Consider the following 24,269-nt stretch of genomic DNA (forward strand, 5'->3'; position numbering starts at 1 on the left):
GTGATGACCGCCCCGCCCCGAGAAACCTCCGTCAGCGAGGCCGGCCTTGACGAGGAGGCCGGCCCGGGGCGTGCCGCACCTGTCCTCAGCCCCACCCCGCTGGTGCCTGTCGCCGATTTCGGTCCGGTAGATCGGCTGCGCGGGTGGCTCATGACGGCTGTCATCGCCGTGTTGGCGACGGCAACCCGGTTCCTCAACCTGGGTTCGCCGACCGATTCCGGCACGCCGATCTTCGACGAGAAGCACTACGCCCCACAGGCCTGGCAGACCCTCAACAACCACTGGATCGAAGACAATCCGGGGTTCGGCCTGGTCGTCCATCCGCCGGTCGGCAAACAGCTGATCGCCATCGGCGAGGCCCTGTTCGGCTACACCGGCCTGGGGTGGCGGTTCACCGGCGCGCTGCTGGGTGTGGGTCTGGTGGTGGTGGTGACCCGGACCGTCCGGCGCATCAGCCGGTCGACTCTGATCGGCGGCATCGCCGGAGTGCTGGTGATCTGCGACGGAGTGAGCTTCGTGACAGCGCGGACCGCGCTGCTGGACGGGTTCCTCACGTTCTTCGTGGTCGCGGCCTTCGGAGCGCTGATCGTCGACCGGGACCAGGTTCGCGCGCGGATGCACACCGCCTTCCTGGAAGGTCGCTGCGCCGAGACGGTGTGGGGCCCGCGGCTGGGGGTGCGCTGGTGGCGCTTCGGCGCCGGGGTACTGCTCGGCTTGGCGTTCGGCACCAAGTGGTCCGGGCTCTACTTCATCGCATTCTTCGGCGTCATGTCGCTGGCCTTCGACATCGCCGCCCGGCGCCAGTACCAGGTGCCGCGCCCCTGGCTGGGCACGCTGCGCCGCGATCTCATCCCCTCGCTGTATGCGTTGGTGCTGATCCCGTTCGGGGTCTATCTGGCCAGCTATGCGGGCTGGTTCGCCTCCGAGACGGCGATCGACCGCCATCAGGTGGGCCAGACCATCGGACCGGACAGCGTGCTGCCGCTGCCGGACGCCATCCGTTCGCTGTGGTACTACACCGCGAAGGCGTTCCATTTCCACGCGACACTGACCAACTCCGCGGGCAATCACCACCCCTGGGAATCCAAGCCCTGGAGCTGGCCGATGTCGCTGCGGCCGGTGCTGTACGCCATCGACCAGAACAACGTGCCCGGTTGCGGGGAACAGTCCTGCGTCAAGGCGGTGATGCTGGTGGGCACCCCGGCCCTGTGGTGGCTGGCGGTGCCGGTGCTGCTCTACACCACGTGGCGCATGCTGGTGCGCCGCGATTGGCGGTACGCGGTGGTGTGGGTGGGCTATTGCGCCGGGTGGTTGCCGTGGTTCGCGGAGATCGACCGGCAGATGTACTTCTTCTACGCCGCGACCATGGGCCCGTTCCTGGTGATGGCCATCGCGCTGATTCTCGGCGACATCCTGCATCAGCCGCGGCAGAACAAGGAGCGGCGCACGCTGGGGTTGATCTTCGTCTGTTGCTATGTGTCGCTGGTGGTGACGAATTTCGCCTGGCTGTTCCCGGTGCTGACCGGACTGCCGATCTCCCAGCAGACCTGGGATATGGAGATCTGGCTGCCCAGCTGGCGTTGAGCTTTCTCCGGCCTGTCGCGTGGGCCGCGAGATTGCCGTAGCGGTTGTGGTCCAGCGTCAACCGCGACCGTGACGGCAATCTCGACAACTCAGGTCCCGAATCCGCGGGCTGCCAGCGCATCCCGTACGCGCTGCAGTATCCGGCTGCGTCGGTCCTCCTTGACCACCCTGATGATCCGCCAGCCGAGATCTTCGACCATCTCCGATCGCCTGATGTCTTTGACGTACTGCCCCCGGTCGGTGCGATGCTGCTCGCCGTCGTATTCAACAGCGACCATCGGCTCCTCCCACCCCATATCCAGGTAGGCCAACGCAGCGCCGCCGGCACTCTGCACCGCAATTTGGGTAGTCGGCTTGGGCAGACCGCCGTCGATGAGCAAGAGCCGCAGCCAGCTTTCCCGCGGGGACTGCGCGCCACCGTCCATCAGGCACAACGCTTTTCGGCACAGCCGGGTGCCCCTGGCCCCCCGGTACCGAACTAGCAGCGGCTGTACGTCCTGTTCGACCAGCCCGGTCGCGGCGGACAGCGCGTCCAAGTGACTGATGGCCATATTGCGTGGTAGGTGCCGGCCGAGATCGAAAGCTGTTCGCACCGGGGTAGTTACGGGTATGCCGGCCAGCTCTGTGACTTCCTCGGCGAGGATCCGTTCCCGGCGAACGATCACACCGGGCGGCGGATGGTTGAACGGGCCGAGAAGCTCGACCGGAGCGAAGTCGTCAACCCACCTCGCTCCATGCATTGCGGCGGCGGCCCGACCGGCGACGATACCTTTGCGGCCCGACCACAGCCACGCCGCACAGATGTTGTCCCGCAGGGTCCTGGATGCGCCTTTCGGCAGATAGATGTCGGGGCGGATCCTCCGGTATCTCCAACGCAATTGGCCGCGGGTGAGCCCGCCGCTCGTCAGCGCTTCGCTCCCGCGAAATACAGATGCCACGTGCGGGATCCTGCGTGAATGGTGTGAGCCCTCCAAGCCAGGAAGCGGAATCGGTTGGGGACAAGTCGCCCACATTGCGGTCAGGGCTGTGAAACTAGCCGCACCCGCGACCCCCACGGCAATCTCGCCGCGCGGCGAGCCCAAAGCCTTACAGCGCGTCCCGCGCGGCCGGGCAGGACATGCACCGGGGCCCGCCGCGGCCGGTGCCCAATTCCGAGCCCGCGATGGTGAGCACCTCGATACCCGCGTCCCGCAGCCGGGCATTGGTCGCGACGTTGCGTTCGTAGGCGACGACCACCCCGGGCGCCAGAGCCAGGGTGTTGTTGCCGTCGTCCCACTGCTCGCGCTCGGCGACGACGGGGTCGCGGCCGGTGTCGATCACGCGTAGCTTCTCGATGCCGATCGCGGTGGCGGCCGCATCCGCGAACGGTTCGGCGTCCTCGATCACCACCCCGGCCTCGGTGCGGCGCAGGGTGAACGCCGACAGTGTGTCCACGACATTGGCGTACATCACCATGGTGTCGGTGTCGACCATGGTGCAGACGGTGTCCAGATGCATCTGCGCGCGCTTCTGGGCGATCGGCACGGCGAGCACGGTATGCGCGAGATCGTCGTCGAACAAGCTGCGCGCCAACGCTTCTGCACCGGCGGGCGTGGTTCGCTCCCCCACTCCCACGGCGATCACGCCCGGAGCGAGCAACAGCACATCCCCACCCTCGACCGGAGCGGTGCGCGACTCGTAGGCCCGCCGCACGCCGGTGAACCGCGGGTGATGGGCATAGATGATGTCGGTCAGCGATGCCTCACGCCTGCGGGCCCGCAGGGCCAGCGACGGAATCACCACCCGTGGGCCGATCCAGATCGACGAGTCGCGGGTGAACACCAGGTTCGGCAGCGGCTCGATGACGAAGTCCCCGCCGTGATGCATGCGCAGCACCAGCGACACCCCGGTTCGGGTGCTGGAGGGCAACTCCTCGAAAGTCATGCCCGCGGTGAGCACGTCGGCCAGCGCGGCCGGCTCCAGCGACCGCAGAAACTCCGTAAGTTGTTGCGCCAGAATGGGTCCCAGCCGCCTGGCATCGACAGCCGCTGCCACGCCCTGCATCCGGGCGGCGCCGCTGTGCTGCAGCGCCTCGGTCAGCAGCTGTGACAGCAGCAACACTTCGACGCCGCGGCCGCGCAGCAGATCGGCGAATTGGTCGTGCTCGTCCTGCGCCCGTGCCACCCAGGGCAGCCCGTCGAACAGCAACTGGTCGTTGTTGCTCGGGTTGAGCCGGCGCAGTTCGGCACCCGGGCGGTGCAGGATGGCGACCCGCAACGTACCCACCTCGGAATTGACGCCCAGCTCGACACCCACAGCTCAAACCGTAGCCGCGTAGCCCGCGTCGGGCGCGTCACACGCCGAACGATCGAACTGGTGTGCGATAGACTCGAATCCGTGGCGATCGCGGCACAGGGCTCGCTATTCGAGCACAACGAACGCAGACAACTCGGCGACGGCGCCTTCATCGACGTCCGGGCGAATTGGCTGCGGGACGGCCCGATAGACGGCCTGGACCTGCTCGAAGCGCTGCTGCAGTCGGTGCCGTGGCGGGCCGAACGCCGGCAGATGTACGACCGGGTGGTCGACGTGCCGCGGCTGGTGAGTTTCCACGATCTGACGGTGGAAGCCCCGCCGCACCCGGCGCTGGCGCGGCTGCGCCGGCGGCTCAACGACATCTACGGGGGTGAGCTGGGCGAACCTTTCACCACCGTCGGACTCTGCTGCTACCGGGACGGTTCGGACAGCGTGGCCTGGCACGGCGACACGATCGGTCGCAGCAGCTCGCAGGACACCATGGTCGCGATCGTCAGCCTGGGGGCCACCCGTACCTTCGCGATGCGGCGCCGCGGGGGCGGCCCCTCGTTGCGGCTCCCCCTTGCCCATGGCGATCTGCTGGTCATGGGCGGATCGTGTCAGCGCACCTGGGAGCATTCGGTGCCCAAGACGACCGGGGCGGCGGGTCCGCGGATCAGCATCCAGTTCCGGCCCAGAGACGTCCGCTAGCCGCGCACCGCGCTGACGGCCTTGACCAGCAGATCGCGGGCCCGCTGGGTGTCGACCTTGGCCACCGGCTGCCCGGGAACCACCAACGGGTTGGCGATGACGATCACCTGGTAGTCGCCGAACTGAGCGGAATAGTCGTAGAGCTCCCCGGTGCGGGGCGAGCCCTCCACCACCGCCTGCAGCACCCGGTGCACGGCCTGGGTGTGAGCGCCGTCGATCTGCGGGGCGTCGACCACTTCGATGGCGCCGCGCAACTGAGCACCGGAAAACCCAACTTTGGCGCAGTCCTTGCCGGGGTCGTTGAGCGGCAGCGCCTTCGAGGTCTCCACGGCAATGGCCACGAACCTGTTGCCGTTGCCCTCCGCGGAAATGGCCGCCATGTTGCCTTCCACGCCCGCCGGCATGTCGGGTCCGACCGCGGCCTTGGCACAGCCGGCCGGGTCGAAGGTCAGCCCGTCGGGCAGCTTGCGGGAGGCGAAGAACTGCGGGTCGATCGCCCTGGGCGTGATGTCGGTGACCTTGAACTCCGGCCCGAAGCTCGACTTGAGGTCCAGGATCTTGGCGATGTCCCCCTTGGCGAGCCGGGAGGGGTCAGCGCCCGGGGAACAGCCGACGAGCAGGCACACCGAACCGAGTGCGAGCACCAGCTTGAACATCGTGGCCAATCTACCCAACCCGGATGCTCAGCCGCGCAACGTCGAGACCGTTTTGACCAGGAGATCGGCCGCGAACTGCGGCGGCAGGGGCGGCAGCATCGATCCGGGATCGGTGGTCAGCGTGGTGAAGACGTAATAATCGCCCAGGTAAGCGACGAATGTGTATGCCCGGGAATCGATTTCGCTACCCGACTCGACGGCCGCCCGGATGTCGGCGACCATGCCCAGCGTCTGGGCGCCGTCCACCTGAGGTGCGTCGGCAAGGCCGACACTCACCACGGTGCGCCCGGCGGTCAGGTCCCAGTGTGTGCAGCCTGCCACGACGTCGCGCGCCAATGCGGCCGGCGCGGCCACCACGACCGCGTCGACGATTCCGCCGGGCCCCGATCCGGAGATGCCCTGTGCCGGCTGCTCACGGCCGGCAGCGGGGTCGGCCAGGGCCCCGCATTCCAGCGGGTTGGCAGCCGACTGCTCGCCGAGGCCCCAGATCGCGCGGGGCGACGCGGCACGGGCGATATTGGAAGCCTCGTACCCGGGCGGCAGCTCACGACCCACCCGGCGGATGTTGGCGGGGGTGACTCCGGCTGCGTGCCCGGTCGGCGATGGCGAGGCGACCGACGGTGTCGGCGCGGGTGATGCAGCGCAGGCCGCCAGCAGCAGGGCCGGCAGCGGGCCAAACCGGTGCGGCCGCATGCCCGTTCATATCACGCCGGGACGGCCTCGCCGCTGATCAACTCACCACCTCGATCACCTGCCGGGCGACCCGCTTGATCTGTTCCTCCATGGCCTGCCCGAAGCCGACGCGGCGGGGCACGTCAATGACGGTGGTGATCACTCCGATATCCTCGCGCTGCCACACCGCACCGTGCTGGTCCATGATGGTGCGCATCGGCAGGTTGTCGGAAAGCATTCGCGCAGAGAATCTTTCGACACCGTCCACCCGAGCGGCCACGGCCAGCGCACCGATCAGGAAGGTCCCGATGCCACGTCCCTGGTAGGCGTCGGCAACGGTGAACGCGATCTCGGCGACCGTCGGATCGTTCTCGTCGCGCACGAACCGGGCGTCGGCCACCGGGTCGCTGCCGTCGACCATGACCCAGACGAAATGGTCGACGTAGTCGACCTCGGCCAGGTAATGCATCATCGCCAGGCTGGGCACCCGCGCGGACATGAAGCGACGGTAGATCGTCTCGCTGGAGAAATGGATGTGCCCGTGCACGGTGCGCTCGCTGTCCCCGGGCAGCACCGGACGCAGCATCAGCTGGCTACCGTCGCGCATTTGCACCGGGATGGGTGTGATGAAGGCCGCCAGACGCTGGCGGACGGTCCGGACCAGCCGCTCCATGATCCCGGGGATGTGCACCATCTGGGTCAGGGCCTCTTTGCCGCCGATCCAGCCGGTCAGCGGTTCGAGCGTGGTGACCGTCGCGGTGCGCGGGATGTCGCGGAGCAGCGCGATCTCGCCGACGATCATGCCGGGCACCAGTTGCTCGACGATCACGGTGTCGTCGTCGCCGACGTGCATCACCTCGGCGCTGCCCGAGTTGATCAGCAGGAAGGAGACCGCCTGCTCACCCTGCCGCATCAGCACCTGTCCGGCCGGGGCCTGCAGCGGCGCAAGACAGGATGCCAGCGGTGACAGATCCTCGGCCGGACAGCCCTTGAAGATGTCCATTGCCGCGAGTTCTTCGGCCCCCACGCCGCTCAATTCGGCCATCCCGTCCATGCATACCCAGTTTTGGGCCCAGCTTTGGGTCCGATCCGCCTCAGGTTATGGCGTCGGCCGCCGCCCCTGCAAGGAAGCGGACGGCACCCGCACTAGCCTGGCAGCAGGTCGCCAGCAAGACGCAAGACTCCCGAAATGGACCAGAAATGATCGACAACCAGGACCGGGTCGAACTGACCCGCAGTCTGCTCGACAAGCCGGCCACGCTGCGCCACGGCTATCTCGATGTGTTGGGCGAATCAACCGCGGCGCCGGTTCCGACGTTCGCCCAGCGGGCCATGAACAGCCCGTTCGTCGCCGCCGTCTACGAAGGGCTATGGCGGCCGACGTCTTTCTACCTGGCCAGCGGTGTCACCACGCAGGCCGAGGAGCGCCGCGCGGCGACGGCCCTGCACCTGCGAAGCGCCAAAAGGCTGCTCGACGTGGCCTGCGGGCCAGGCAATTTCACCGCCCCGCTGGCCGCTCAACTGTCCACCGGAAGCCTCGCGGTGGGCTTCGACATTTCCGAGCCGATGCTGACGCGGGCGGTACAGGACAACAGCGGGCCACGGACCTGCTACGTCCGCGGTGATGCACGCGAGCTGCCGTTCGGCGACGAAACCTTCGACGCCGTTTGCTGTTTCGGGGCTTTGTACCTGATACCCGAGCCGTTCCGGGTGGCACGCGAGATGATCCGGGTGCTGCGGCCCGGTGGCCGGATCGCCATCCTCACCAGTTACGCCGGCCAACCCCCGCCGATAAACCTCGCCCTGCACACCACGGCCCGCCTGATCGGGCTCACCATGTTCGACAAGGACGCATTCGTGAATCTGTTCACCGAGGCCGGATTGACCGACGTCGAGCAGCAGACGCAGCGGGCCCTGCAGTTCGTGACGGCGACCAAGCCGGCCTGACCGGCCCGGCGCTAGGACGCGGTGGCCTCGCAGACGCCGAACAACCGGACGACGGGCGTGCCCGCCTCGTATTCCACGACCGCGCCGGTCTCCGACGTCAGGGCGATCATCACGGGTTTCCCGCTGCGCTGCGACAGCTGGATGCATTCGACCTGGAAGAGGCGGAATCTGGCGCCATCTCGACCAGCATCACGGATGGCCAGCGAATAACCGGGTTCGACGGATTCGACGGGGACCTTCTGCAGGTAGTACTTGGTGCTCATCCGACGAGACTAGGGCCGGGCCACGACACGTTCCCGCGACGAAACACGGTCTTAGCGATTGCTCAGCGGAATTTTGGAACTTCATCAGGCTGCGCGCCGCGCGGTCAACTCGACGGGTTCGACAGGACCGTGATGACGTCGCGCAGCGGGTCGGAAGAAGTAGCCATCTCACCCAGGAAGGGGTGCGAAAGCTCGAGGACGAGAAACAGGTTCGCCGCCACCAGCACACCCACGGTCGCGACCATCACGCTGTGGATTCTCGGGTGTTCGACGCCGTAGATGATCGCGCAGGTGAGCACCAGGCCGCTGGTCAACAGGATCACCGTCCACAGGGCGAATGACGGTCCGGTGTTGGTCTGGGCCTGCATCACCCGCTCGGTGCGCGACTTGCTCATTTTGTCCAGGGTGCTGAAAGACGTTGCCAAAAATGTCTTTTGGGTGTCGGTGTGCGGCTGGACCTGCTGATATGCCAGGTAGACGCGTTGCAGCGCCTTATCGGCCTGGGGGTATTCGTAGCCGCGTACGGCCTGCGGCCACTCGGCCAGCGCGGCTCGCTCGTAGTCCAGCAGCGCTTGTCGAATCCGGTCGGCGTCGGGCTGGTCGAACGCCGTCAGATCCCTGGCCAGCTGAATCCCGGCGGTGCCTTCGTCGCGGGCCTGGCCGTCCTCGGTGTTGATCTGACTCCACATGCCGGAGACGACGAACCCGATGAAGAACGCGTAGACGAAGCCGACGACCCCGTAGGCAAATCGGGTGGCATCGTTGTGGTCGCCGGCGGCCAGCTGGGGGAACTTGCGGCGGACGAGTTTGCGTGCCAGCACCGCGCCGCCGGCGATGCCCACGACCAGCAATACCAGCAAGAGCCACGATGGAACATTGGCGACAATCCAGCCACTCATTGCCCACCCTCCTTCCCCCAACGCACCGACTCTAGCCAGTAGCGTTTACCCGTGGCCGAATTCTGGGGTGTGCGGTGAGCGTCGCGGGGTTCGTTCTCGGCGTGGTCGCCACGGTGCTTGCGGTGATATCGCTGGGCTGGCAACTGGTCGGCTACCGCCGGCAACGCCCCCGTCCGAAACTCAAGCCGGTGATCGGGCGGCTGACGACCGACGGGCTGGTGACGAACGACGCCAGCTGCGACGTACGCGAGTCATTGGCCGCCGTCGCGGACCAGCTCGAGGACATGCCGCTCATCATCGGCGTCAAGGTGGTGAATGCGGGCCGGGCTCCGCTCCACGTCGCGGGCTGGGCCATCCGCACCGACCCCGACGGCACGTCGCTGGTGCCGGTCGAGAAGCCGGTGGCCGGCGACGACGTTCCGTGTGAGATACCGCCCCAGGGCAGCGCCGTCTTCCTCACCGAGTTCCGGCACGCACAGCGGTTCGCCGCCGCTGCCGACAACGTCGCCGGTACCGAGGACCCACCTCCGCGCATCGTACTGACCGTATCTTCGGGCACCCGCACCTACCGGACCAAACCCATTGCACCCGAGCTGTTTTCACTCGAAACCGAATAGCGTCGCGTCGATCGGCTCTTCGGTCGCGGGCAAACCCACCAGGGTGAGGATGTCGTGTGCGGCACCACCGGGAAGCGCGATCAGCGTGCATGCGGCCCTTTGCCGACCGGCAAGTTCGCATGCGTCGGCGAGCACGCTGACGGCGGCCGAACCGAGGTGCGTGACCGCGCTGAGATCGACCCGAATCGACCTGGTGCCGGCCTGACTGCGCACCGAGAGAACCTCTTTCAATTCGGGCGCGGCGAGTGTGTCGACATCGCCTATGACGACGATGTAGCCGTCCTCGGACGTGCCGACCTCGAAGGTGGTCGGCGCGGAGGCCCGTCGTACGGGTGCGCCCAAGTCCGTGAAGACCGACTGCCGGTTCAGCTGTTGGGTGGCCGTCGCGGTGGTGCCGTCCGCATCGTGGCTGACGACCGTATCGGGCACCGCGGCTTGAGCGATCGACAGGCCACGGCCGCGGTGGGCGCCGCTGGCTGCCGTCTTCCAGGTGCCGGAGTCGGCCACCACCACCCGAGCCCGGCCGTTGTCATCGAGTTCCGCGTCGATCGAAAAATCGCCGGGAGATGTTGTGGCGTAAGCATGTTCGGCCACATTTGCGACCAGTTCACTGACGGCGTGCACGAGGGACTGGGTGTTGCCGGCATCGGCCCCCAGCCCCGCTAGCCACCGACGCAGCCTGGCCCGGACGGTGCGCTCAGCGAGCTCATCCGCGCGGCCTTCGATGTGCAATGCCGGTGGCGGAGTGCGCCGCTGGGCGGCGAGCAGGGTGATGTCATCGTTGTATCCGGTAGTGCGCACCAGCAACTCCACCGCTTGCGAGCACACCCTCTCCACCGGCGCCTCGGCAGAGTCGAGCGGGAAGGTGTTGCCGCTGAAGACCCGGGCCATCACCTCGGCAACTTCGGCGGCACTGGCGGCGAGATCGCGACCGGGCCGTTCGATGATGCCGTCGCTGTAGAGCATGACCAGGTCACCCACGGCCAAGGTGGCCTTGCGGATGCTGAAGCCTCGACCGCTGCCCAGCGGGCCCGCCCCGGTGGTTTGCAGATACTGCGCCGTGCCGTGGCCGGTGATGACGAGTGGCGGCGGGTGGCCGGCAGTGCAGTATTCGAGTTCACCTGTCGCCGTGTCGAAGCGGGCGGCGCACAGCGTGGTCGACTTCGCCCCCGGGATCTCCGCGACGAACCGGTCCACCGCCAATAGCGCGTCGAGAATGCCTGCGCCACTGTGAAATTGCATTCTGACCGCGGTACGTAACTGGGCCATCACCGCGGCCGCTCGCACTCCGTGCCCCACCACGTCACCGACCACCAGCACCAGTCGCCCGGCGGGGTCGGTGAGTGCGTCGAACCAGTCGCCGCCGGCCGCCGTGTCCTGCGTCGCCACCAGATAGGCGGCGGCGATTTCAGCTCCCGGCAGCACCGGCACACTCGGCGACAGCAGCGCGCGCTGCATGACGGCGGCGGCGGCCCGCGCCGACTCGTACCTGCCCGCCATGTCGCGGGCGCGTTCTTCAGCCGCCAACCAGGCTTGTACCGACTCGGTGGTGTCGGCGCCCACGATCACGACACCGGTGATCTGCCCCTGTGGACCGCGCTGCGGGACCGCGGAGATGTCGACGAACCGTTCCCGAACCCCAGTCCCGTCCAGATCGACCTGGACCCGCACCTCGGCGACATGTAGCGGTTCCCCGGTCCGATAGACGCGGTCATACATGTCGAGAATGCCCTGCTCGCGCAGTTCTGGCCCGAATTCATCGGCGGCCACTCCCAGCAGCGCGTTCGGATAGAAAGCCCGGTGCGCCGCGTTACAGGCCACCAGCCGTAGCTGAGGCCCTTCCAGCGCGCAGGCGATCACCGGCAGGCCGTCAAACGTTGAGCGCACCGTCTCGTCGTCGCCGCAGAGGCGGCCGACTGCGTTGCCGGTACTCATCGCAACCTTGTACCCCTTGTGCTGTCTTCTCAACTCGGGGATGTGGCCTAGCCGCGAAGTGTCACATGCGGACTCTGGCCGTAGTGCTGCCGATAGTAGACGGCGAAGCGGCCCAGATGCCCGAAACCCCAGCGACGCGCCACGCCACCGACCGTCGCGGTTGCCTGGTCACCGGTGACGAGGTCAAGGTGGGCCTGATGTAGACGGACGCGACGGACGTATTCCATCGGGGTGCAGTCACGATGTTTGCGGAACATGTACTGCAGCGCGCGCGGCGTGACGTATACGGCGCCCGCGATATCGGTCAGAGAGATATCAGTGTCCGCGTTGTCTTCGATGAATGCGATGGCGCGCCGCAGCAGAACGGGCGTGCTGTCGCGCCGGTCCATGGCGATCGGTTCCATCAACGCGTTGTTCGAGAATGTGGCCAGCATGCTCGCCGCGATGTAGCGCTGCGCAGCGCCCACGACGAGCGGGTTGCGGCATGCCTCGGCGTCGGCCGCCACCGTTTCGCGCACGTGGTCCAGCGCGGCGACCAGCTGCGTGCCCGCGGCCGTGGAGATCGGGACTGAGCCATTGAGCCGCACCTGGTTCCGCGGCTCCGGCGAGTCCGCCGCGACCTGGCTGAGCAGAGCCCGGTCCACCGAGTAGACGTCGGCACTGGCGTGGCGGCACATCCCGATCAGCGACTCTCCCGCGAGGGCGCCGAACGCACCCACCTCACCCGCGCCGAATCCTGCGAAAGCACCGCGCTCAACACGCGCGTCGATGCTGCCCGAACGGACTCGGACAAGCAGGATTCGCTCCGGGGGGACCATGGCGTAGCTGAATGTGTAGTCGAAATCCGCGATATCGACACTGGTGGAGCCGACCATGGAACGCTGCAGGCGGCTCCGGGTCGGTACACCGTGTTCACCGGCAGCCATCCGGATACGCCCGAAGCTGGCGCTGACGGCCTCCTCGGCCTCGCTGAGGTCGGGGGTGTCGAGCAGGACAGTGAACATTGCGCGGGCTTTCGACAGGAGACCACTACCGCGGCATCGCGTTGAACCGACGAGGCCCATTATCCAGCAAACGACGAGTTTATCCAGAACTTACTGCCGAAACCCGAGTTTCACTGACGATCGTCATTGACGTTCGTCAGTGAACGGCTGTACGGTACCGGCATGGGGTTACTGTGACCGCTCCGGCGTCCACCCGTGAGGCTCGGCGGCTCGAAACGCGAGCGCGATTGTTCGACGCCGCCCTGGCCGAGATCTCCGATCGGGGACTGGCCGCCGCCGACGTCAGCGCCATCGCCGCCGCTGCGGGCGTGGTGCGGGGAACGTTCTATTTCCACTTCCCCACCAAAGAACATGTTCTTGCCGAGTTGGAGCGCAACGAAGAGGCCCGGATCGCCGGCGAGCTCGGCACTGCCGAGGGTGACCTGTCGTCGGTACTGTCACGGCTGGTCGACCGCGTACTTGAAGCCGAAAACCGTTTAGGGACAGTAGTTTTCCGGGACATGCTTGGTCTGCACTTCGCCTCGACGCATCCGGCCGAAGACGAGTTGGCCGCGCATCCACTCCTGGAATTTCTGGTCGGCGTGATCAGCCGGGCGCAGGAAGCGCAGCACGTTTCCGCGGACGCAGACCCCGGTGAACTCGGAATGTTCTTCCTCACCGGGCTTTTCGCACTGCTGGCCACCGGCACACACGACGCGGCCCAGTTACACCGTTATGTGACAACGATTGTCAACGGAATGGAGACACGATGAACCGCACCAGCATCGAAGGTTACCGGGACTTCCTGGCCAGGCGCGACGGCGAAGCCGACCTGCTCAACCGACGGTTGGCTAAGCGCGAGCAGTTCTTCGAAGAACTGGAAGCCAAACCGGTCCGGTCGGCACACCCCGCCGATCGCGCGACCTTCCTGCGCAATCTGCGTCGCCGTCGACCAGAACCCGGGCTGGACAGGAAAATGCTGTTCCTGTTGGCGACCGCCAAACTGAACCAGGCGGAACGTTTCGGCGTCGGACTCGGCGAGACCTACGGACGCAACAGCGATGAAAACCTGCCACCGGAAAACGTCTACCTGGAACTGGAGGAGCACTACCACACCCGGCTGCTGGCCTACGCGCTCGACGTTTTCGATCTGACATTCCAAGTCGTCCCACCGCCTTTCGTGCTCAGGCAGTTCGTCAAGACGGGCGTGTTCATCCCCGAACGGCTGAGCTTCATGTTCGTCGGAGCCGCGGAGATGGCGGGGTGCGTCATGTTCGACGAGTTGCGCCGCGCCGGCGCTTCGCTGTTCGCCGACGAACCGGAGGTGGCCGAACGTATCGAGCTGCTCTACACCGAGATCCTCACCGACGAGATCGGGCACGTCGGGTATTGCGCGTCGCGGTGCACGCCGGCCGAACGAGTGGTCATGCGGCGGCTCTATCCGTGGATCGGCCGGCTTTTTGCCCGGCAGACCGCCGAGATCAGCCTGCTCGTCGACGTCAAGGCGCTGCACGCGCGGCTGGACCGGCCGTTCGATGTCGAGGAGTTGACCGCGGGGTTGCTGAACGAGACGTATCTGGTCGCGCATCCGTAAATTGACTAGTCGCCGTGTCTTTCGTGGATCGACAACGATGCCATCCGCGGATAGAGGATCGCCGGTCCTAGCCATCGAGTGACGAAGCGGCGCAACGCGATTCCGTCGCGCTGCACCTGCCCTGGATCGGTCAGCAGGGACTGCACACTGCGCAACGTCATTTCGGCGAGCTCAGCTAGCGCTGCGGTGTCGAAGCCGTGCAAGGCCCAATCGACATCGAGACGGTGGAAAGCCGACAAACAGAACGAGATCGCCGTGTCGGAGGTCAGCGAGACGACGGCTGCGCCCTCCTGCCTCTCGGTCAGCAGACTCTCCAGTTGCGGATCGCCGACGAGATTCTCGATTCCGAACGAGATGCATTCGACGACAGCAATGACCGGGTCGTGCTGCCCGCTGGCGCGTTGAACAGCCTGGTCGATAAATCCGTCGACCGCACGCATCGCGCTGGCCATGAGCAGCGCGTCGGCGTTGGGGAAGTAGCGGTACACCGTCTGGCGGGTGACGCCGAGCCGACGGGCTACGTCGGCGAGGCGTATCGCCGATCCATGTTCGGCGACCACTTCGTCCACCGCATCCAGAATGCGGGCGATTGCCTCCTCGTCGGAGGCGGGCGTAGATCCCGCCCAGCCGCGGCTACGCATCGGCCGTCGCGAGCATTTCGGCTTCGAACTCGATCTTCAGTGTCATCGGGCCGGTCATTCCCAGCAGGGATTTCCACGGGGCCGGACCGACACGATGGGGCGCAGGGAGACGTCGGGTCAGGATTGCGAGTGCTTCTGCCAATTCCCGGCGTGCAAGGTTGGCCCCCAGACAGTAGTGCGCGCCGCCGCCGAAGGTCAGAATCGCGGGGGCATCCGCGCGCGTGATGTCGAAGCGGTCAGCCTCGTCATAAATCGCTGGATCACGATTGGCCGCGAAGGTGTTCACGAGTACGAAGGTCCCGGCCGGGAACATGTAGCCGCCGAATTCGACATCGTCGGTGGCGGCGCGTGGCGCGATGCACACCGCCGGTGAGTGGCGCATGCTCTCCTCGACTGCTTGCATGGCGAGCTCGGGGTCATTGCCCAGCTTCGCCCATTGATCCGGATGCTCGCAAAGCACCTGCACCGACGCGGCCAGTTGGTTTCGCGTCGTATCGGTTCCCGCCATCAAGAAGCCGGCCACCAGCATGCGCAGTTCGTCGATAGTCAGCCGATCGCCGTCGCTTTCGGCGCGGATGAGCTCGGAAAGCAGGTCATCGGTCAGAGTGTTCCGGCGGGCGGCGATCATGTCGTCGACATAGGCGTCCAACTCGCCCCACGCCCGCATGATCGCGGATTCGTCGAAGGTGGCATCGGCCTGAAAATTGAAGGCTTTGAAGATTTCGTCGGTCCACTCCGAGAACAACCGCCAGTCCTCGCGGGGCGCGCCGATCAGCGCGCAGATGATCGGGGTGGGGTACGGCCGCGCGATGTCCATCACGACGTCACAGCCTCCGGAGTCAACCACCCGATCGATCAGCCCGTTCACCACTTCGTGGATCGTGTCGCGAAGACGCGATGTCGCGCGGGGTGTGAACGCCTTCGAAACCAGCTTGCGCAAGCGAGTATGTGGCGGGCCGTCGAGGCCCAGCAGACTGCTCACCAGCTTGTCGTACAACGGACCTGACGTGATGCCCTGCGCTGCCAGTGTGATTCCGGGTGGCATCCGAAACCTGTTGTCCCGCAGCATGGCTCGAGACATTTCGTAGGAGAGTATCTCCGGGCCGAGGGGTCCGATGGCGATGGGAGCGCGGGATTGCGCCACGCGTACGTCCTCGAGGATGTCGCCGGGGGTGGCGGTGAAGCTGTAGCTGAGTGCGGGAAGGCCGGCGTCGAAGACGCTGGGAGCGGTGCCGTTCGTGTTCATGGTTCTCTCGACTCCCGCTCAGACCCAGATGGGCGTTTCGGACATAATTACGTTCTATGTATGACCATAACTCCAGATCGCTGAACTTCAAGACAAAAAAGCGGCGAATACGCAGGAGCCAGCACAATGGTCATACGTTCTGTATCCAAACGTCCGAACAAGGTAACCGCGCCCCTGCTCAGGACGGGCGCTGCTGGGTCACAGTCCAGCGCGAAGCCAACGTGTCGCAAATGGTGCGCTGCTCGATCTCATCCAGGTCGTGCATGAGGAGTCCCTCGACGGTGAAGATGCCGATCATCACCTCGGCTTCCACAGTCGAAGTTGAGACGCCCGCAGTCTCCAATTCGTAACGGAACATGCCGCCGGTGATCAGGTGGAAGTTGCGATGCCACTCGGCGATGGAGGCCGAATGTTCGACGCGGGCATGCACCGTTGTCACCAGGCGGCTCATGTGACGTAATTGGCGAACCACCCACAGCACTCGAACGGAGATCGGTTCAGCCGCAACTTGTTGGTACTGCGGCCAGATGTCGGCCATGACGGAGTCGAGCACAGCGATCAGGACGTCGTCCTTGTCCCCGAAGTACCAGTAGATGGTGTTTGGCGCCACCCCGGCTTCCTTCGCAAGGCGACTCATCGGGGTGGCGTCGTAGCCCGCATCGATGAACAACCGTCGTGCTGCCGCGACAATTTCCGCCCGCTTCTCTTCGGCGGCCTGGGGGCGCTTGTTCCGTGCCATCGTTCCCTCTGCATCGACTGGATCACATCGTGTTGAACGACATTCAAGAATTTGATAACTTTTGTTGAACGCCATTCAAGATACTCCTGGGGGCCAGAACCATGAACCAACCCGTTAGCTACGTCCGACACGACGCCACTTTTATCTCCGAGGGCACATCATGCGCGGCGTGGCTCTACCGTCCTGAAGGCGTTGAGAATCCGCCCATCGTCGTACTGGCTCACGGGTTTGCCGCCTTCCGCGAACTGCGCCTGGACGCCTATGCCGCACGATTCGCCCAGGCGGGCTACGCCGCCCTGGTGTTCGACTACCGGCACTGGGGTGCCAGCGAAGGACAACCCCGCCGCATCCTTGACATCGCCAAACAGCACGCTGACTGGCGGGCCGCCATCGCCTACGCCCGCAGCCTGGACAACGTCGACACCACCCGCGTGGTGGCCTGGGGTTCCTCCTTCGGCGGTGGCCACGTGCTCACCTTGGCCGCCCACGACCACGATCTCGCAGCCGCTATCGTCCAGGTCCCTCACGTCAGTGGCCCAGCGTCGACCTTTTCCCAATCCCCAAAACTGGTAGCGCGGTTGATCCTCGCCGGTCTACGCGACCAAGTCGGCGCATGGCTCGGGCGCCCGCCCTACCGGACAGCAGCTATCGGCTACCCCGGTGACGTCGCGATGATGACCTCCCCGGGAGCCGCCGAGCTCGTCGAACGGATGGCCGGGGACAAGCGTGAAGAATTAATCGCCGAGAACGACGTCGCTTCCCGCATCGTGTTGCGGATCCCCTTCTACTCACCAGGACGCAAGATCGCGAACATCACCGCGCCCACCCTGGTGCAACTGGCGAAACGTGACGACGTGACGCCGTACGCGAAAGCCCAGCAGATCGTGACCCGCATCCCCCACGGTGAAGTCCGCTCCTATGACATCGCGCACTTCGAGCCGTACCTGGACCCGCACTTCGACGGGATCGTCACCGACCAGATTGACTTCCTAAATCGCCACGTCACACTGGCGTGAGCCCCACGCCAGGCGGGATTCCACGTCCGCGGAATCCGCGTTGTGCACCACACGCGCACCCCCGATCCGTCGGCTATGGTGGCCGACGCCTACCAGTGAGGAACACCCACCCATGAACACGACCCGACGTGGCGCCCTGATCACGGGGGCCTCCGCTGGCATCGGAGCGGCCTTCGCCCGCCACCTCGCCAACGAGGGTTACGACCTGCTCCTCGTCGCCCGCCGCGCCGAGCGCCTCGAAGAACTCGCCACTCAACTGCACCAACAGCACGGCGTGCGCGCCGAAGTACTCCCCGCCGACCTGACCGACCCCGCTACCCCGGCTGCGATCATCACCCGCGCAACCGAATTGGGCCTGTCTATTGACGTGCTCGTCAACAACGCCGGCCTTTCGGCCGGCACCAAATTCTCCGATACAGCATGGGACTCGGTCGCCGGAGAACTTCAACTGATGGTCACCGCAGTAACCGAATTGATCCACCGCGCCATCCCCGGCATGAAACAACGACGCTGGGGACGCATCATCAACCTGTCCTCACTGGCCGCGATGTCCCCGCCGGCAGAAGGGTTGCTTTACACCGGCATCAAGTCCTACGTACTGAACATGTCCCAATCCCTCGACATGGAATTGAAACCCCACGGCATCCATGTCACCGCGCTCTGCCCTGGCTTCACCTACAGCGAGTTCCACGACGTGATGGGCACGCGCGATGCCGCCGACCGCCTGCCGGGCTTCATGTGGCAACAGCCTGATCCCGTTGTCCGCGAGGGATGGGCGGCCGTGACCGACGGCAAGCCCGTCTGCATACCGGGCTCCGTCAACAAGCTGACCGCCGCCGCCATACGACCACTCCCACAGCGCATTCAGTACTTCCTGGGCCGCACCTTGAATCCCTTCAAGTAGCCAACTGCCAGTCGCCGGACTCGCCGCAGCGACATTTACGCGCATCTCTTCGATGAGGACCTCGACGCGGTAGTGCGCCGTCCCGATGCAGCCGTTCGAGCGACTGCGGACGGCATCGAAAGCCCAGTCTGACCAAATGGGTGCTGAACTGCACAAACTCTGTGGAGCTAAGGGGATTCGAACCCCTGACCTACTCGATGCGAACGAGTCGCGCTACCAACTGCGCCATAGCCCCTGATCGCTAAGCAGGCTACCAGCCGCGACCGCGAAGGAACGAACCGCGACTACTGCCCGACGGCGCGCGGCAGGTCACGGGGCCAGCCGTAGTTGCGCATCGGCACCGCATAGTCCAGGTGCTCGAAGATCGGGTCCTCGTCGTCGATCTCCAACACCACCGCGCCGGGACGCCGCAACCGGGACGGAACCAGGTCGTATTCGCGGTCCTGGGTGTTCTCCACGCCGAGCCGGCTGCGCGCCATCCGCTGCATCCGGCGCCGCCGCACCCGCTCCTCGATCTTGGTCTGTCGCCGCAGGTAGAACAGGTACATCAGGGTGACCGTGGTCGCCACCGCGCACAGCCACCAAGCCATCGGAGTCACCTCGAAGGCCGCGATCGCCGAGCCGACCAGGACAACCGCCATCGCCACCAGCACCCGCTTGCGGAACGCGTACTTGCGGGCGCTGACCGCCGCGGCGGTCTTGTTGTCGAACCGGCGCCGACGGTTGACGCCCACCGCATAGGCCGGCGGTGCGTCGTCCATCTCGTCGTCGTCTTCCTCGGGCTCCAGCCCGGAGGAGTCCTCGACGTATTCGTACTCGTCGTCGGCAAGGTCGCCGTGTGAGTCGTCGTGCTCGTCGACGGGCTCAGGTTCGACCGCGAGCAGCGCCGGCCCCTGCGACTGCGCCTCGGTGGCACCCACCGGCAGCGCGGGCGCGTCCTCGTCGATCACGTCGACGTCGAGATAGTCGGGCTCGGCAACCTCAGGCTCATCGATCTCACCAGCACGCGCCATCGCCGTGACGACCGACCGCGGGCGCATCAGCTCATCGGTGTCGGCGTCGTCGGCCGCGTGGTCCTTGTCCGCGTCGGCGAAGGCACCGTCGATCGGCTCGGTGTCCCAGTCCTCCTCCGGCTTCCAGTCGGGGTCACTGCGATGACCCGCCGCCGGGCCGGTCCGCTTGAGCAGGCGGGCACCGGCACCGCCGTTGAGCACTCTGGTCGCCAGGGCCACGTCGCTGGTGCGCCGGACGGCGTCGCGCTTGCTGATCAACATCGGCACCAGCACGAACAACCACAGCACCACGAGCGAAATCCACAATAACGATTGCGGGATGCTTGGCATGATGACCTGCTCTCTTCGGTTGCGATCCCCGCGAGGCCTGATCGTTGGCCTGCGTGGCCGGGTCGCTGCGACCAGGGCAATTACACACCTGTAATTTGCCTACTTCAAGCATCACACGCCACATATGTCACGCTAGCCACAATTTTATTTCGGTTGGGTGGGCTTTCCGGCGTGTGGGGGCCGCGAGATGGCCGTCAGGGTCGCGATCCGGCTCGATCCGCAGCCATAGCGGCGATCTCGGCGCCAGAAGTCAGACCCAGCTGGCGCGACCGGCCCGGACCAGCGTCGAAGCCACCGACCCGTATACCTCTTCGACCGTGATCGCCACCAAAAGGTGGTCACGCCACCCGCGGTCGACCTCGAGGTAACGCCGCAGCAGGCCTTCTTCGCGAAAACCGTTCTTAGCCAGGACCGCCCGGCTGGCCGCGTTCTCCGGACGGACGGTGGCCTCCACCCGGTGCAGCATCACCGGGCCGAAGCAGTGGTCGAGCCCCAGCGCGACCGCGCCGGTGGCCACCCCGCCGCCGGTGTGCTCACTGGACACCCAGTAGCCGATCCACGCCGACCGCAACGCCCCATGAGTGACATTGCCGATGGTCAGCTGCCCGCAGAACTGTCCGTCCAGTTCGATCACATAGGGCAGCATCCGCCCCTTGCGCGCCTCGGCACGCAGCCCGGAACACACCGCCGGCCACGCGGCCACCGAGTGCCGCACCGACCAGTCGCCATCGGTGCTGGGCTCCCACGGCTCCAACTTCACCCGGTCCGCCAGCCGGATCCGGCTCCACTGCGCGCCGTCGCGCATCCGCACCGGCCGCAGCCGGATCACCCCGGCCGCCACCCGCAGTGGCCCCACGCTCATCGGCCAGCCGGGATGGCGGGAATTGGATCGCAACAGGTTCACGAGCCGGGCCGCGGTCAGCCGTGCTGAGCCAGAAAGGCGACGTCGACGATTTCGCCGGTACGGATCTGCTCGGCCCCGCTGGGCACCACGACCAGACAGTTCGCCTCGGCCAGGGTTGCCAACAGGTGCGACGACGCCCCCGGCGCCCCGCCCAGCGCCTGCACCAGATATTCGCCGCTCTCCTGGTCGCGCATCAGTTGGCCGCGCAGAAAGCCCTTGCGCCCACTCACCGACGTGATCGGCGACAGGGTGCGGGCCTGCACGATGCGACGCATCGGATGCCGCTTGCCCAGTGACAGCCGGATCAGCGGCCGCACCATCACCTCGAAGACCACCAACGCGCTGACAGGGTTGGCCGGCAACAGAAACGTCGGCACGCCGTCGCGGCCGAGCTGCCCGAAGCCCTGCACCGAACCCGGGTGCATCGCGACCCGCACGACCTCCATGTCGCCGAGTTCGGACAGCACCGAACGAACCGCCTCGGCCGCCGCGCCGCCCACCCCGCCGGCGATCACCAGCACCTCGGCCCGGTTCAGCTGGCCCTCGACGATCTCGCCGAGTTCCTTCGGGTTGTTGCTGACGATCCCCACCCGGTTTACCTCCGCCCCGGCATCGCGGGCTGCGGCCGCCAGTGCGTAGGAGTTGACGTCGTAGACCTGTCCGTTGCCGGGGCTGCGCGAGATGTCGACCAGCTCGCCGCCGACCGCCATCACCGACACCCGCGGCCGCGGATGCACCAGCACCCGTTCGCGGCCGACCGCCGCCAGCAGTCCCACCTGCGCCGCGCCGATGATCGTCCCGGAACGCACCGCCACATCGCCGGGCTGGACATCGTCACCCGCGCGCCGCACGTAAGCGCCCGATGGCGCTCCACGCAGCACCCGGACCCGGTTCATCCCGCCGTCGGTCCAGCGCAGCGGCAGCACGGCATCGGCCAGGGTCGGCAGCGGCGCACCGGTCTGCACGCGAGCGGCTTGCTTCGGCTGCAGCCGGCTCGGGGTCCGGGCGCCCGCCTCGATGATCCCCATCACCGGCAGGGTCACCACCTCGCGGGCCTCCGCAATACCGTCCTCGCCGACGGCTTCCAGCGGGCCGGAGTCACCGACCCCGAGTACGTCGACGCTGCGCACCGCGTAACCGTCGATGGCGGCCTGGTCGAAGCCGGGAAGCGGGCGTTCGGTCACCACCTCTTCGGCGCACAGCAGCCCCTGGGCTTCGGCGATCGCAACCTTGATCGGCCTGGGGGCCACCGCTGCTGCCGATATCCGTGCCTGTTGCTCCTCCACAGAACGCACAGTGCGCCTTCCTGCCGTTCCAGCCAGGCGAACTGAGCCGCCGCTACTGTTCGGTCAGGCCCAATCGCGCCACCAACCACCGCCGCAGTTCCGGGCCGTAGTCGTCACGATCCAATGCAAAGTCAACCGCAGCCTTGAGGTAGCCGCCGGGATTTCCCAAGTCGTGTCGGGATCCGCGATGCACCACGACGTGGACCGGATGGCCCTCGGAAATCAGCAACGCGATCGCGTCCGTCAGCTGCACTTCCCCGCCGGCGCCCCGGTCGATGCGGCGCAGCGCATCGAAAATCGCGCGGTCCAGCACGTAGCGTCCGGCCGCCGCGAACAGCGACGGAGCGTCCTCCGATTTGGGCTTTTCGACCATGCCCTTGACCCGCAGTACGTCCTGGTTGCCGCCACCGGGCACCGGTTCGACGTCGAAGACGCCGTAGGCGCTGATCTCCTCGGGCGTCACCTCGATCGCGCACAGCACCGTGCCGCCGTGCTCGGCCCGGACCTGTGCCATCGTCTCCAGCACACCGGTGGGCAACACCAGGTCGTCGGGCAGCAGCACCATGACCGCGTCCTCGTCGGCCGCCAGGGTGGGCTCCACACAGCTGATCGCGTGGCCCAGCCCGAGCGGTTCGGCCTGCACCACGGACTCGACCTTGATCAGCGCCGGTGCGCGGCGGACCTTGGCCAACATGGCCTTCTTGCCGCGGGCCTCCAGGGTGCCCTCGAGCACCAGGTCCTCGACGAAGTGCGCGACGACGCCGTCCTTACCCTCGGAGGTGATGATCACCAGACGCTCGGCGCCGGCGTCGGCGGCTTCGGCGGCGACCAACTCGATACCGGGCGTGTCGACGACGGGTAGCAGCTCCTTCGGCACGGTCTTGGTCGCGGGGAGAAAACGCGTCCCCAAGCCGGCGGCGGGAACAATCGCCGTGAACGGAATCGGGATCTCTGGGCGTGACATCGGTTCTCACCATAGCCTTATCGGCCGCACACAAACCTGCTGGCGGGGATAACGTGCGCGCTGCGGATGTTCTGACATCGTTGAAGCCATGGCAACCGCGGGCAAGGCGGCGTTGCGGGACCAACTGGTCGCCGCGCGCCGCGACGTTGACGACGACGTTCGCGCCGCCGAGGCACAGCTGCTGACCGAGCACTTGGAGCAGGTGGAAATAGCTGCCGGGACGGTGTGCGCATACGTCCCGGTGGGTTCGGAGCCCGGCTCGATGGCCATGCTCGATGTGTTGCTGCGCCGCGCCGGCCGGGTCTTGTTGCCGGTGGCGCGCGTTGGCGCCGGCGACACGCCGCTGCCCCTGCGATGGGGCGAGTACCGCCACGGTCAGTTGGTGGCGGCGCGCTGGGGATTGCTGGAACCACCGCAACCCTGGTTGCCGCAGTCGGCGCTGGGCGAGGCCGCCCTGGTGCTGCTGCCTGCGCTCGCGGTCGACCGCCGTGGTGTGCGGCTGGGCCGTGGGCGCGGCTTCTATGACCGCTCCCTGTCGGTCCGGGACCCCCAGGCGCGTCTGGTGGCGATCGTGCGGGACACCGAACTGGTGGACGAGTTGCCATCGGAGCCGCATGACGTGCCGATGACGCACGCCCTCACCCCAGGACGCGGGCTGATTGCGCTGCCGACCCGGGAATGATCGCCATCACGTGGCGGTTCTAGCACTTGAAACGGTAGAGTGCTAATTCAGACTTAACATCATCCGGAGGTTTTTGTGCCGACGTACAGCTACGTGTGCACCGAATGCGGAGACCGCTTCGACAAGGTGCAAGCCTTCACCGAGGACGCGCTGACCACCTGCGAGAAGTGCTCTGGGCGGCTGCGCAAGCTGTTCAACTCGGTTGGAGTCGTGTTCAAAGGCAGCGGCTTCTACCGCACCGACAGCCGCGAGGCCGGAAAGAAAGACAAGAGTTCCAGCAACGGCTCGTCCTCGAATTCCGGCTCGGGCGAATCGAATTCGGGTTCGACGTCCAGCGAGAGCAAGTCGTCGGGCTCGAGCGAGAAGGCCAGTAGCAGCACCGCTTCCACCGCGGCCGCGTCCAGCTAGT

At 66.4% G+C, this 24,269-nt stretch carries 26 protein-coding genes and 1 tRNA gene; 10 read left to right on the forward strand and 17 right to left on the reverse strand.

What is annotated here, in order from left to right; all coding sequences use genetic code 11:
• Positions 1-3: 3 nt before the first annotated feature.
• The gene (locus tag AO501_RS06135) at positions 4-1,584 is read left to right on the forward strand and encodes a dolichyl-phosphate-mannose--protein mannosyltransferase (RefSeq protein WP_055576873.1); all 1,581 of its coding nucleotides are present in this window, start codon (positions 4-6) and stop codon (positions 1,582-1,584) included.
• Between the two features lie 89 nt (positions 1,585-1,673).
• Here AO501_RS06135 and AO501_RS06140 read toward each other — a convergent pair whose 3' ends face one another.
• The gene (locus AO501_RS06140) at positions 1,674-2,522 is read right to left on the reverse strand and encodes a hypothetical protein (protein WP_055576874.1); all 849 of its coding nucleotides are present in this window, start codon (positions 2,520-2,522) and stop codon (positions 1,674-1,676) included.
• Between the two features lie 148 nt (positions 2,523-2,670).
• Positions 2,671-3,879, reverse strand: a complete 1,209-nt coding sequence (gene arcA, locus AO501_RS06145; RefSeq protein WP_055576875.1) for an arginine deiminase — start codon at positions 3,877-3,879, stop codon at positions 2,671-2,673.
• An 81-nt stretch (positions 3,880-3,960) separates the two neighbouring features.
• Between arcA and AO501_RS06150 the strand changes: the two genes are divergently transcribed.
• Positions 3,961-4,569: an alpha-ketoglutarate-dependent dioxygenase AlkB family protein gene (locus tag AO501_RS06150; protein WP_197419776.1), complete on the forward strand. Its 609-nt coding sequence runs from the start codon at positions 3,961-3,963 to the stop codon at positions 4,567-4,569.
• Here AO501_RS06150 and AO501_RS06155 read toward each other — a convergent pair.
• From AO501_RS06155 to AO501_RS06165, 3 genes are read right to left on the reverse strand one after another with little or no spacing between them, the layout of a single operon-like run.
• Positions 4,566-5,225 (reverse strand): DUF5642 family protein, encoded by a 660-nt coding sequence (locus AO501_RS06155; RefSeq protein WP_055576877.1) that lies wholly within the window; start codon positions 5,223-5,225, stop codon positions 4,566-4,568. The two genes, AO501_RS06150 and AO501_RS06155, sit on opposite strands and share 4 nt — an antisense overlap.
• A 27-nt stretch (positions 5,226-5,252) precedes the next feature.
• The gene (locus AO501_RS06160) at positions 5,253-5,918 is read right to left on the reverse strand and encodes a DUF5642 family protein (RefSeq protein WP_055576878.1); all 666 of its coding nucleotides are present in this window, start codon (positions 5,916-5,918) and stop codon (positions 5,253-5,255) included.
• Positions 5,919-5,955: 37 nt separating this feature from the next.
• The gene (locus tag AO501_RS06165; RefSeq protein ID WP_156452345.1) at positions 5,956-6,951 is read right to left on the reverse strand and encodes a GNAT family N-acetyltransferase; all 996 of its coding nucleotides are present in this window, start codon (positions 6,949-6,951) and stop codon (positions 5,956-5,958) included.
• A 146-nt stretch (positions 6,952-7,097) separates the two neighbouring features.
• Between AO501_RS06165 and AO501_RS06170 the strand changes: the two genes are divergently transcribed.
• Entirely contained in the window at positions 7,098-7,844 is a 747-nt protein-coding gene (locus AO501_RS06170; protein WP_055576879.1) for a class I SAM-dependent methyltransferase, read from the forward strand.
• Positions 7,845-7,855: 11 nt separating this feature from the next.
• Here the strand turns inward: AO501_RS06170 and AO501_RS06175 are convergent, their stop codons facing one another.
• Positions 7,856-8,107, reverse strand: a complete 252-nt coding sequence (locus AO501_RS06175) for a hypothetical protein (RefSeq protein ID WP_055576880.1) — start codon at positions 8,105-8,107, stop codon at positions 7,856-7,858.
• A gap of 104 nt (positions 8,108-8,211) precedes the next feature.
• Positions 8,212-9,006 (reverse strand): DUF4239 domain-containing protein, encoded by a 795-nt coding sequence (locus tag AO501_RS06180; RefSeq protein WP_055576881.1) that lies wholly within the window; start codon positions 9,004-9,006, stop codon positions 8,212-8,214.
• Positions 9,007-9,080: 74 nt separating this feature from the next.
• Between AO501_RS06180 and AO501_RS06185 the strand changes: the two genes are divergently transcribed.
• Positions 9,081-9,623 carry a hypothetical protein gene (locus AO501_RS06185; protein ID WP_055576882.1) on the forward strand — a complete coding sequence of 181 codons (543 nt, stop codon included), beginning with the start codon at positions 9,081-9,083 and terminating at the stop codon, positions 9,621-9,623.
• On the opposite strand, the gene AO501_RS06190 is transcribed toward AO501_RS06185, so the two are convergent.
• Both AO501_RS06190 and AO501_RS06195 read right to left on the reverse strand, forming a co-directional pair.
• A complete protein-coding gene (locus tag AO501_RS06190) occupies positions 9,606-11,558 on the reverse strand; it encodes a SpoIIE family protein phosphatase (protein ID WP_055576883.1) in 1,953 nt (650 codons plus the stop codon). The genes AO501_RS06185 and AO501_RS06190 overlap by 18 nt on opposite strands.
• 47 nt (positions 11,559-11,605) lie before the next feature.
• Entirely contained in the window at positions 11,606-12,562 is a 957-nt protein-coding gene (locus AO501_RS06195) for a helix-turn-helix transcriptional regulator (protein ID WP_055576884.1), read from the reverse strand.
• Between the two features lie 173 nt (positions 12,563-12,735).
• Here AO501_RS06195 and AO501_RS06200 point away from each other — a divergent pair, with 173 nt between their 5' ends.
• Complete coding sequence (locus tag AO501_RS06200; protein WP_055576885.1) at positions 12,736-13,314, forward strand: TetR/AcrR family transcriptional regulator; 579 nt, start codon at positions 12,736-12,738, stop codon at positions 13,312-13,314.
• Entirely contained in the window at positions 13,311-14,135 is an 825-nt protein-coding gene (locus tag AO501_RS06205) for a hypothetical protein (protein WP_055576886.1), read from the forward strand. Before AO501_RS06200 ends, AO501_RS06205 begins: the two co-directional genes overlap by 4 nt.
• Positions 14,136-14,140: 5 nt before the next feature.
• On the opposite strand, the gene AO501_RS06210 is transcribed toward AO501_RS06205, so the two are convergent.
• The 3 genes from AO501_RS06210 to AO501_RS06220 all read right to left on the reverse strand — a co-directional run bounded on the left by AO501_RS06210 (position 14,141) and on the right by AO501_RS06220 (position 16,761).
• Positions 14,141-14,776 carry a TetR/AcrR family transcriptional regulator gene (locus AO501_RS06210; RefSeq protein WP_055576887.1) on the reverse strand — a complete coding sequence of 212 codons (636 nt, stop codon included), beginning with the start codon at positions 14,774-14,776 and terminating at the stop codon, positions 14,141-14,143.
• Positions 14,769-16,022 (reverse strand): cytochrome P450, encoded by a 1,254-nt coding sequence (locus AO501_RS06215; protein WP_055576888.1) that lies wholly within the window; start codon positions 16,020-16,022, stop codon positions 14,769-14,771. The genes AO501_RS06210 and AO501_RS06215 overlap by 8 nt, the downstream gene beginning before the upstream one ends.
• Positions 16,023-16,200: 178 nt before the next feature.
• The gene (locus tag AO501_RS06220; protein ID WP_055576889.1) at positions 16,201-16,761 is read right to left on the reverse strand and encodes a TetR/AcrR family transcriptional regulator; all 561 of its coding nucleotides are present in this window, start codon (positions 16,759-16,761) and stop codon (positions 16,201-16,203) included.
• 101 nt (positions 16,762-16,862) lie between these two features.
• Here AO501_RS06220 and AO501_RS06225 point away from each other — a divergent pair, with 101 nt between their 5' ends.
• Positions 16,863-17,777, forward strand: coding sequence for an alpha/beta hydrolase (locus tag AO501_RS06225; protein ID WP_055576890.1), 915 nt, complete (start codon positions 16,863-16,865; stop codon positions 17,775-17,777).
• A 112-nt stretch (positions 17,778-17,889) separates the two neighbouring features.
• Entirely contained in the window at positions 17,890-18,681 is a 792-nt protein-coding gene (locus AO501_RS06230; RefSeq protein WP_055576891.1) for an SDR family NAD(P)-dependent oxidoreductase, read from the forward strand.
• A 162-nt stretch (positions 18,682-18,843) separates the two neighbouring features.
• On the opposite strand, the gene AO501_RS06235 is transcribed toward AO501_RS06230, so the two are convergent.
• The 5 genes from AO501_RS06235 to AO501_RS06255 form a co-directional block, all read right to left on the reverse strand.
• Positions 18,844-18,916 (reverse strand) — tRNA-Ala (locus AO501_RS06235).
• 49 nt (positions 18,917-18,965) lie between these two features.
• Complete coding sequence (gene glpR / locus AO501_RS06240; protein WP_055576892.1) at positions 18,966-20,024, reverse strand: gephyrin-like molybdotransferase receptor GlpR; 1,059 nt, start codon at positions 20,022-20,024, stop codon at positions 18,966-18,968.
• A 250-nt stretch (positions 20,025-20,274) separates the two neighbouring features.
• Positions 20,275-20,928, reverse strand: a complete 654-nt coding sequence (locus tag AO501_RS06245) for a GNAT family N-acetyltransferase (RefSeq protein ID WP_082658425.1) — start codon at positions 20,926-20,928, stop codon at positions 20,275-20,277.
• 14 nt (positions 20,929-20,942) lie between these two features.
• Complete coding sequence (glp, locus tag AO501_RS06250) at positions 20,943-22,223, reverse strand: gephyrin-like molybdotransferase Glp (protein ID WP_055576894.1); 1,281 nt, start codon at positions 22,221-22,223, stop codon at positions 20,943-20,945.
• A 43-nt stretch (positions 22,224-22,266) separates the two neighbouring features.
• A complete protein-coding gene (locus AO501_RS06255; protein ID WP_055576895.1) occupies positions 22,267-23,178 on the reverse strand; it encodes a UTP--glucose-1-phosphate uridylyltransferase in 912 nt (303 codons plus the stop codon).
• A gap of 88 nt (positions 23,179-23,266) precedes the next feature.
• Here AO501_RS06255 and AO501_RS06260 point away from each other — a divergent pair, with 88 nt between their 5' ends.
• Together AO501_RS06260 and AO501_RS06265 are read left to right on the forward strand one after the other, a co-directional pair.
• Complete coding sequence (locus AO501_RS06260; protein WP_055576896.1) at positions 23,267-23,860, forward strand: 5-formyltetrahydrofolate cyclo-ligase; 594 nt, start codon at positions 23,267-23,269, stop codon at positions 23,858-23,860.
• A 75-nt stretch (positions 23,861-23,935) separates the two neighbouring features.
• The gene (locus AO501_RS06265) at positions 23,936-24,268 is read left to right on the forward strand and encodes an FmdB family zinc ribbon protein (protein WP_055576897.1); all 333 of its coding nucleotides are present in this window, start codon (positions 23,936-23,938) and stop codon (positions 24,266-24,268) included.
• Position 24,269: the final 1 nt, after the last annotated feature.

The organism is Mycobacterium gordonae, assembly GCF_001417955.2.
GTDB classification, from domain to species: domain Bacteria; phylum Actinomycetota; class Actinomycetes; order Mycobacteriales; family Mycobacteriaceae; genus Mycobacterium; species Mycobacterium gordonae_B.

What these genes read in the sequence shown, in the direction of transcription:
- AO501_RS06230 (WP_055576891.1), top strand. Translation starts at nt 17,890, where the DNA reads ATGAACACGACCCGACGTGGCGCCCTGATCACGGGGGCCTCCGCTGGC.
- AO501_RS06190 (WP_055576883.1), bottom strand. Translation starts at nt 11,558, where the DNA reads ATGAGTACCGGCAACGCAGTCGGCCGCCTCTGCGGCGACGACGAGACG.
- AO501_RS06170 (WP_055576879.1), top strand. Translation starts at nt 7,098, where the DNA reads ATGATCGACAACCAGGACCGGGTCGAACTGACCCGCAGTCTGCTCGAC.
- AO501_RS06155 (WP_055576877.1), bottom strand. Translation starts at nt 5,225, where the DNA reads ATGTTCAAGCTGGTGCTCGCACTCGGTTCGGTGTGCCTGCTCGTCGGC.
- AO501_RS06195 (WP_055576884.1), bottom strand. Translation starts at nt 12,562, where the DNA reads ATGTTCACTGTCCTGCTCGACACCCCCGACCTCAGCGAGGCCGAGGAG.
- AO501_RS06135 (WP_055576873.1), top strand. Translation starts at nt 4, where the DNA reads ATGACCGCCCCGCCCCGAGAAACCTCCGTCAGCGAGGCCGGCCTTGAC.
- AO501_RS06220 (WP_055576889.1), bottom strand. Translation starts at nt 16,761, where the DNA reads ATGGCACGGAACAAGCGCCCCCAGGCCGCCGAAGAGAAGCGGGCGGAA.
- AO501_RS06160 (WP_055576878.1), bottom strand. Translation starts at nt 5,918, where the DNA reads ATGCGGCCGCACCGGTTTGGCCCGCTGCCGGCCCTGCTGCTGGCGGCC.
- AO501_RS06225 (WP_055576890.1), top strand. Translation starts at nt 16,863, where the DNA reads ATGAACCAACCCGTTAGCTACGTCCGACACGACGCCACTTTTATCTCC.
- AO501_RS06175 (WP_055576880.1), bottom strand. Translation starts at nt 8,107, where the DNA reads ATGAGCACCAAGTACTACCTGCAGAAGGTCCCCGTCGAATCCGTCGAA.
- AO501_RS06205 (WP_055576886.1), top strand. Translation starts at nt 13,311, where the DNA reads ATGAACCGCACCAGCATCGAAGGTTACCGGGACTTCCTGGCCAGGCGC.
- AO501_RS06215 (WP_055576888.1), bottom strand. Translation starts at nt 16,022, where the DNA reads ATGAACACGAACGGCACCGCTCCCAGCGTCTTCGACGCCGGCCTTCCC.
- AO501_RS06165 (WP_156452345.1), bottom strand. Translation starts at nt 6,951, where the DNA reads ATGGACGGGATGGCCGAATTGAGCGGCGTGGGGGCCGAAGAACTCGCG.
- glpR (WP_055576892.1), bottom strand. Translation starts at nt 20,024, where the DNA reads ATGCCAAGCATCCCGCAATCGTTATTGTGGATTTCGCTCGTGGTGCTG.
- AO501_RS06210 (WP_055576887.1), bottom strand. Translation starts at nt 14,776, where the DNA reads ATGCGTAGCCGCGGCTGGGCGGGATCTACGCCCGCCTCCGACGAGGAG.
- AO501_RS06260 (WP_055576896.1), top strand. Translation starts at nt 23,267, where the DNA reads ATGGCAACCGCGGGCAAGGCGGCGTTGCGGGACCAACTGGTCGCCGCG.
- AO501_RS06180 (WP_055576881.1), bottom strand. Translation starts at nt 9,006, where the DNA reads ATGAGTGGCTGGATTGTCGCCAATGTTCCATCGTGGCTCTTGCTGGTA.
- AO501_RS06255 (WP_055576895.1), bottom strand. Translation starts at nt 23,178, where the DNA reads ATGTCACGCCCAGAGATCCCGATTCCGTTCACGGCGATTGTTCCCGCC.